Origin of the sequence: Streptomyces sp. NPDC020917, assembly GCF_044333795.1 — a bacterium.
Lineage (GTDB): Bacteria > Actinomycetota > Actinomycetes > Streptomycetales > Streptomycetaceae > Actinacidiphila.
Genome location: NZ_JBIRRR010000023.1, coordinates 155457 through 162170 on the forward strand (window position 1 = coordinate 155457; position 6714 = coordinate 162170).

Annotated in this window: 7 protein-coding genes; 3 read left to right on the forward strand and 4 right to left on the reverse strand. The window is 74.7% G+C overall.

Annotation, left to right across the window (positions count from 1 at the left end; all coding sequences use genetic code 11):
* Nucleotides 1-32: 32 nt before the first annotated feature.
* The gene (gene sigJ, locus ACH4TG_RS34885) at nucleotides 33-935 is read right to left on the reverse strand and encodes an RNA polymerase sigma factor SigJ (RefSeq protein ID WP_398246686.1); all 903 of its coding nucleotides are present in this window, start codon (nucleotides 933-935) and stop codon (nucleotides 33-35) included.
* Nucleotides 936-1273: 338 nt separating this feature from the next.
* Here sigJ and wrbA point away from each other — a divergent pair, with 338 nt between their 5' ends.
* Together wrbA and ACH4TG_RS34895 are read left to right on the forward strand one after the other, a co-directional pair.
* Complete coding sequence (gene wrbA / locus ACH4TG_RS34890) at nucleotides 1274-1900, forward strand: NAD(P)H:quinone oxidoreductase (protein WP_398246667.1); 627 nt, start codon at nucleotides 1274-1276, stop codon at nucleotides 1898-1900.
* A 316-nt stretch (nucleotides 1901-2216) separates the two neighbouring features.
* Nucleotides 2217-3389, forward strand: coding sequence for a PP2C family protein-serine/threonine phosphatase (locus ACH4TG_RS34895; RefSeq protein WP_398246668.1), 1173 nt, complete (start codon nucleotides 2217-2219; stop codon nucleotides 3387-3389).
* Between the two features lie 19 nt (nucleotides 3390-3408).
* Here ACH4TG_RS34895 and ACH4TG_RS34900 read toward each other — a convergent pair whose 3' ends face one another.
* On the reverse strand, nucleotides 3409-3672 hold the full coding sequence (locus tag ACH4TG_RS34900) for a GlsB/YeaQ/YmgE family stress response membrane protein (protein ID WP_398246669.1): 264 nt from the start codon (nucleotides 3670-3672) through the stop codon (nucleotides 3409-3411).
* A 363-nt stretch (nucleotides 3673-4035) separates the two neighbouring features.
* Here ACH4TG_RS34900 and ACH4TG_RS34905 point away from each other — a divergent pair, with 363 nt between their 5' ends.
* Nucleotides 4036-4275: a hypothetical protein gene (locus tag ACH4TG_RS34905; protein WP_398246670.1), complete on the forward strand. Its 240-nt coding sequence runs from the start codon at nucleotides 4036-4038 to the stop codon at nucleotides 4273-4275.
* A gap of 140 nt (nucleotides 4276-4415) precedes the next feature.
* Here ACH4TG_RS34905 and ACH4TG_RS34910 read toward each other — a convergent pair whose 3' ends face one another.
* Together ACH4TG_RS34910 and ACH4TG_RS34915 are read right to left on the reverse strand one after the other, a co-directional pair.
* Complete coding sequence (locus ACH4TG_RS34910) at nucleotides 4416-5144, reverse strand: MBL fold metallo-hydrolase (RefSeq protein WP_398246671.1); 729 nt, start codon at nucleotides 5142-5144, stop codon at nucleotides 4416-4418.
* 52 nt (nucleotides 5145-5196) lie between these two features.
* Nucleotides 5197-6135, reverse strand: coding sequence for a hypothetical protein (locus ACH4TG_RS34915; protein WP_398246672.1), 939 nt, complete (start codon nucleotides 6133-6135; stop codon nucleotides 5197-5199).
* Nucleotides 6136-6714: the final 579 nt, after the last annotated feature.

Here is a 6714-nt window from a genome sequence, read left to right on the forward strand (position 1 = left end):
GGAGCACGCGGCCAGCCGGGTCCTGCCGGACCCTAGGCCGCCGAAACCGCCCCCCAAGGGCGGAGCTTGTCGGGGTTGAGCACGGCCCAGATGTGCTGGATCCGGTCGCCGGCGACCGCGAAGGCCATCACCGAGACGGTCACGCCACCGCGCCTGACGGCCAGCCCCGGCTGGCCGTTGACCGTGCACTCCACGAAGGCGAGCCCGGCGGCCGGGCCCGGCCGTTCCAGGTAGAAGCGCGCTATCGCCGCCGCTCCCTCGACCGGCCGCAGCACGGCGGTGACCAGGCCGCCGCCGTCGCCGGTCGCCGTCGCGTCCGGGGCGAGCAGGTCCACCAGCGCCGCGATGTCCCTGGCCTCCCACGCCCTCCTGAACGCCCGGACGACACCGGCACGCTGGTCCGCGGACGCGGCCTGTGCGGCCGTCGCGTCGGGCTGCGCGTCGCGGATGCGGCGGCGGGCCGTGGACGCCAGCCGGCGGCACGCCTCGGGCGCCCGGCCGACGATCCGGGCCACGTCGGCGAACGGGTAGCGGAACACGTCGTGCAGGATGAACGCGACCCGCTGGGCCGGGGTCATCTCCTCCAGCACCACGAGGAAGGCCATGCTGACCGACTCGTCGAGGGTGACCCGGTCCGCCGGATCGACGCCGGCCTCGCCCGGCCGCCCGGCCACCCACTCCGCACGGTCCGGCAGCGGCTCGGGCAGCCACGCGCCGACGTAACTCTCGCGGCGGGCCCGCGCCGACCCCAGCACGTCCAGGCAGACGCGGCTGGCGACGGTCGTCAGCCAGGCGCCGGGGAGTTCGACCGCCGCCCGCTGCTCGGGCCGCAGCGCGTACCAGCGGGCGTACGTCTCCTGGACGGCGTCCTCGGCGTCGGCCAGCGAACCCAGCATCCGGTAGGCGAGGTTGGTCAGCCGGCGGCGCTCGCCCATGACCGCGGCCGCCCGCGGATCGGACGCGCCCCGCTCCCCCGCGGCCGCGGATCGGGCCTGCTCGTCCTGCTCGTCCTGCTCGTCCTGCTCGTCCTGCTCGGACGGGCTGGTCATGGCGTCACCGCTTCCCTCGAACGCATCGCCGCACGCGGTCTCCCGTTCCCCTGCGTCGTTCCCTGCTTCTCCATCTCCGTTCACCCACTCCGACGAAACAGCGCCCCGGAATGTGAGGCCGGGCCCGGATGCTCACATCCGGCGCGGCTGTTCCGTCCTACCCGTCGGACCACCGTGCAGGCGGCACCGGCCGCCGCGGGCACGGACGACGAAGGAGAGACCGTATGGAGACCGGGCAGCGCCCCGTGCACGTCGCGATCATCTACTACAGCTCCACCGGCACCCTCCATACGCTGGCGCGGGCCGCCGCCGAGGGCGCGGAGAAGGCCGGCGCCGAGGTGCGGTTGCGCAAGGTCGCCGAGACGGCGCCGCCGGAGGCGGTCGCCGCCCGTCCGGAGTGGGCCCAGCACCTGGAGGACACCGCCGGCGTCGCCCTCGCCGCGCACGACGACCTGGAGTGGGCGGACGCGGTGCTGTTCGGCACCCCCACCCGCTTCGGCAACCCGTGCAGCCAGCTGCGGGCGTTCATCGACAGCACCGGCCCGCTGTGGTTCCACGGCAAGCTCGCCGACAAGGTGTACTCGGCGTTCACCGCCTCCAACACCGCGCACGGCGGGCAGGAGTCGACGCTGCTGGCGCTGGCGAACACCTTCTGCCACTGGGGCGGGATCATCGTGCCGCCGGGCTACACCGACCCGGTCCAGTTCCAGTCGGGCAACCCCTACGGCACGTCCCATGTGGCCGGCGACGGCCCGCCCGGCGAGGTGATCCTCCAGGCGGCCCGCCACCAGGCACGACGCGTCGTGGAGACCACCGCCGCCCTCACCGCGGGCCGCGCCCGCCTGCCCTGACCCCGCACCGCCCCGCCGCCAGGCGGCATGACGACGGGGCGGCGGGGCGGCGGGGCGGCTGGGCGGCCCGACCTCGCATCATGACAATCCGGGCACTCTGTGTGATACGGGAATAATGCGGTGCTTTCACCCGCTGTTAGGGGCCACGTTGTTCGCGAGGAGTGGAGTCCGCATGCGTGGCCCGCACAGAACGTTCCGGGGCAGGACGTCGTCGTTGCGCGGTCCCACCTCCCCAAGGGGTCCGTCGGCCGCACCGGGTCCCTCGGCCGCACGGGGCCGCGCGCCCGCACGGCGTCCAGCGGCTTCGCGCGGTCCCGTGGACACGCTGAGCCGCGCCTGGACCGCGGCGGCGGTCACGCTGATCGCGCTGGTGCCGGTCGCGGACCTGTTCCTCCCGCAGGACATCCACCTGGCGCACCTGCTGGTGGTGCCCGTCGCCCTGACCGCGGTCCTCTTCAGCCCCCGCCGGGCGGCGCTGGTCGCCGCCCTGGCGGTCGTCGCCCTGGTCACCGCCGGGGCCGAGCGGATGACGCTCACCACCGAGAACGTCCTGGTGCAGCTCGGTTCCTTCGTCGCGCTGTCGGGGCTGCTGCTGGCGGCCAGCATGCTGCTGGAACGCCGCCGCCACGAGCTGGCGGGCCTGCGCCACGTGTCGGAGGCGGTGCTGCGCCCGCTGCCGCCCCGCCTGGGGCCGCTCTCGCTGGCCTCGGCCTACCGCGCCGCCGACGCCGGCACGCCGCTCGGCGGCGACCTGTACGCGGTGGCTCGGACCGACGGGTCGACGCGGCTGCTGATCGGCGACGTCCGCGGCAAGGGGCTGGCGTCGATCGGCGACACCGAGACCGTCCTGGGCGCCTTCCGAGCCGCGGCCCACCGCCAGTCGCCGCTGCCCGAGCTGGTCGCCCAAATGGAGGGCAGCGTCCGCTGGGGCCTGAACGACTGCTCGGGCGCCTGCTCGCCGCCGGACGGCGAAGGCGGCACGACAGCCGACCTCGGGGAGCGCTTCGTGACCGCGGCGATCATCGACATCCCGGACGACGAGCCGTACGTCCACGTGGTGAGCTGCGGCCACCTGCCGCCGCTGCTCTTCCACGAGGGCTCGGTCACGCCGCTGGACGTCGAGAACCCCGCGCCGCCGCTGGGCCTGGGTGCCCTGGCCGAGGGCGGGTACACGCCGACCACGTTCCCGTTCGGGCCCGGCGACCGGCTGCTGGTGTACACCGACGGCGTCACCGAGGCGCGGGACGCCGGCGGCACGTTCTACCCGCTGCTGGAGCGCGCCGACGGATGGGCCGAGCACCGGCCGGCCCGCCTGGTCGAGGCCGTGACCGACGACCTGCGGGCGCACGCGGCGGCAGGTCTGCACGACGACATGGCCGTCGTCGCGCTGCGGCGCGACGAGGCACGCGACACCGCGGCGCAGGCGGCACGCGGCGCCGCGGCCGGCGGGGCGGCACCCGGTACCGGCACGGCGCGGGCCGAGGCGTAGGGCCCCGGCCGGACGCGCCTCAGACGCGGCGCCTGCCCGTCCACAGCGGTGTGACGATCGCGATGAGCACGGCCGCGGCACCCACCTGCAGGGCGTGGCGCGTCCAGTCGACGCCGCTGGTGTGCGCGACGCCGAAGCCCGCGGCCAGGCCGTTGCCCACCAGCCCGCCGACGATGCCGGCCACGATGGTCGCCCACAGCGGGATCGGCTGGCGTCCGGGCAGGACGAGCCTGGCGAGCAGGCCGATGATCAGGCCCGCGACGATCGCCCAGAGGATGGTCATCTGGTCCCCCTTCCGTCGGATCTCGTCGGCGGCCCGGGGGGCGGACCGCCTCAGAGGTCGGTTGCCCCGGGTCGGCCCGGCCATGTCCGGCCCCCGGCGGGCGCGTTCGGGGCGCACGGCAGGCCCGTCCCGTTGCCCGGGTCAGCCCGCCGCCGGCGCGACGAACGCGGCGGCGCGGGCGGAGCGGGCTCCGCGTTCCGGCGGCCGCCCCACGGACCCCACCCTCACCAATTGGTCTGGACCTATTGAAAACGGAGCCCGCCACCGGGCAGGCTTCGTGGTGCACGCATCTCCACGCACAACACCCCATCTGGCCCGTTCAGCAGGCGGCTGACGCCTGCCTGGAAGGAAGTTGTGACCGATATGCGCAAGAGGGTCCTCACCCGTGCCGCCGTCCTGACCGCCACCGCGGTGCTCGGCCTCGGCCTCGCCGGAACCGCCGCACACGCGTCACCGCCGCCCGGCAGCGGCTTCATGTTCCTCGGGTACTTCCCCACGTACGACAGCTGCGTCGCCCAGGCCCAGGCCGACGCGCCGGTGCACGGCCCGGTCTACATCTGCGAGTACGGCACGAACGGCCTGTACCTGCTCTGGATGCACTGACCTCGGACGGGCTTCGGCCCGGACGGGAACCGGGGCCGCGTGGTGCTGCGCGGCCCCGGCTCCGTTCGGTGGCCCCAAGGCCGTTCAGCGGCCCTGGGGCCGTTCACAGGGTCCGGAGCGGTTCGGCGGCCCGGGGCCGTTCACAGGGAGAGCGCCATCCCCTCGTCGGCCGCCAGGATCTCCCCGCCGTAGGCGGCAGCGGCCTCCGCGACGGAGCGGGCGCGCTCGGCGCCGGGCCAGAAGTGCGTGAGCAGCAGGCGCCGCACTCCCGCGCGCGAGGCCCACACCCCGGCCTGGGCGGCGCTGAGCAGGTGCGGGTCGGCGGCGGGGCCCAGCAGCGTGGCACCCGCGATCAACAGGTCGGCGCCGGCGGCCAGTTCGCCGAGGACGGGGTCGGGGCCCGCGTCCCCGCTGTAGGCCAGCGTCAGTCCGGGAGCGGTCAACCGCACTCCCGCGTGCGGCACATGGTGCGGCAGCAGCCGGGCCGCCAGCCGGAACGGGCCGACCGCGTGGTCGCCCGGCAGCGGACGGGGGTCGAAGACCTCGTGGAGGTCCTCGGTCGGCTCCATCGCCTGGACCCGGCCGAGCACCCCCGGCGGGCAGTACAGCGGCACCCGGCCGCGGCGCCTTTCACCGAACAGCAGCGCCCGGCACAGCGCGCTCAGGTCCGCGCAGTGATCGGGGTGTCCATGGGTGATCACCACGGCGTCGAGCGCGGCCGCTGCGCAGCGCTCCAGCAGCCGCGGGAGCGTGGCGTAGCCGAGGTCGAGGGCCAGGCGGAAGCCGTCGGCCTCCAGCAGGAAGCCGCTCGCCGCCCGCCCGGCCTCCGGCCAGGCCCCGCCCGTCCCGAGCACAGCAAGCTCGCTCACGCCCGCATGCTCCCACGCCGGGCCCGGCCGGAACGCCGGTCCTGGGGTGCCGTCAGCCGACGTCCTTCCAGTGGTCGTAGGCGCTGATCATCTGGTAGCTGCGGGTGGGGCAGTAGAAACCGCTGCTCGGCGAGTCGTAGTGGGTGTCCGCGTTCGCGGAGGAGGCGGCGGACCACACGCCGTTGGTGCGGACGGAGATGCCGCTGGACTCGAAGGTCAGGCCCGCCATCTCGCCGCAGGAGTACGCCTGTCCGGAGGAGCCGACCGAGGAGTACAGCTCCTCGATGTCCCAACCGTCCGTCCTGCCGGACTGGTTGGTGCCGGACTGCGTGAACAGGGTGTCCCAGCGGCCCGCGGCGTAGTTGTAGAGCGCCGCGGACCAGGTGTTGGAGGACGACGAGGTCCTGATGACGCGGCCGGTGTAGGCGCCGGAGCCGTTGCCGTACGTGCTCAGGAACGAGGAGGTGATCGGCACCGAGGCGGCGAAGTTCACGCTGCGGCACCAGTCCCAGGCGGCGACCTCGCGCACGGACTGCGTGTACACGGTGACGAGTTCGACGCAGGAGCCGCCCGGCGGGTACATCGTCGGCGTGTAGATGGTGGTGGCGCCTTCCTGGACGGTGAGTTGGGTGGAGACGGACTGGGTGGCGCAGGAACCGTCCGCGCCCGACGCCGACTTGAAGGCGGTGCCCTGCGCGGGATGGATGTCGACCAGGGACTGCCGCGCGGATGCGGCCGCGGGGGCGCCGAGCGGGCCCTTGGCCGCGATCCCGTACTGCGCGCGGTGCTGCGCGGTGAGGGACGAGAGCCGGCGGTGGACCTCGGCCTGGGGCAGTGCGCCGCTCACCGCCTGGCCGGAGACCGCGGTCGAGCTGCACACGCCCACGGCTGCGGGCTGCGCGGGGCTGGCGGTGGCGGTTCCCAGGCCGGCGCCCATGACCAGGGCTGCGGTGGTGGCGACGACGGCCGCCACGTACTTGGGGCTTTTCACGCTGGTGCGTCCTCTCGGGTGGGGGGTGCGGGCACGCGCGGGGCGCGTGGGGCACATGACGAGATTCGTAACGCATGTTCATGACAATGCATGGGGGCGCGAAAGAGAAGCCCTTGGGTTGGAGATGTGCGTGGGGTGCGGGTTGTTCGTGGCCGGCCTCGGCCGCCGGGCTGCCTCGCCGCTGCGCGCTGCCGCCCACTGGACTCGTCGTAGCTCGCCCTGGCGGCTCCCGGGCTGCCCCCGGGCCTGCTTTGCCGTCTGCCGCGCCGTCGTGGTTGTTCGCGCCGTTCCCCGCGCCCCTGGCGGTGCACCTTCGGTGGGTGGGGTCGGGGCCGCCACGGGAGTGTCTCCTCGGAACTGTGCGTGCGGCTCCCTTCGTTGGGTGGGCCGGGTGTGTGCACAGTTCCTGCGGGGACACTCCCGCACCGTCCCCTCCCAGCCCGTCCCCCGTCTGCGGGAAGAATGGGGACGGGGGTCACCCCCGCAGGGGCGCGGGGAACTGCGCGCCCAGCCACAGCAGGTCCGCACCCGGCAACGCGGGCCCGGGGGCACCCCGGACCCCCGCCCCGAAGGGGCGAC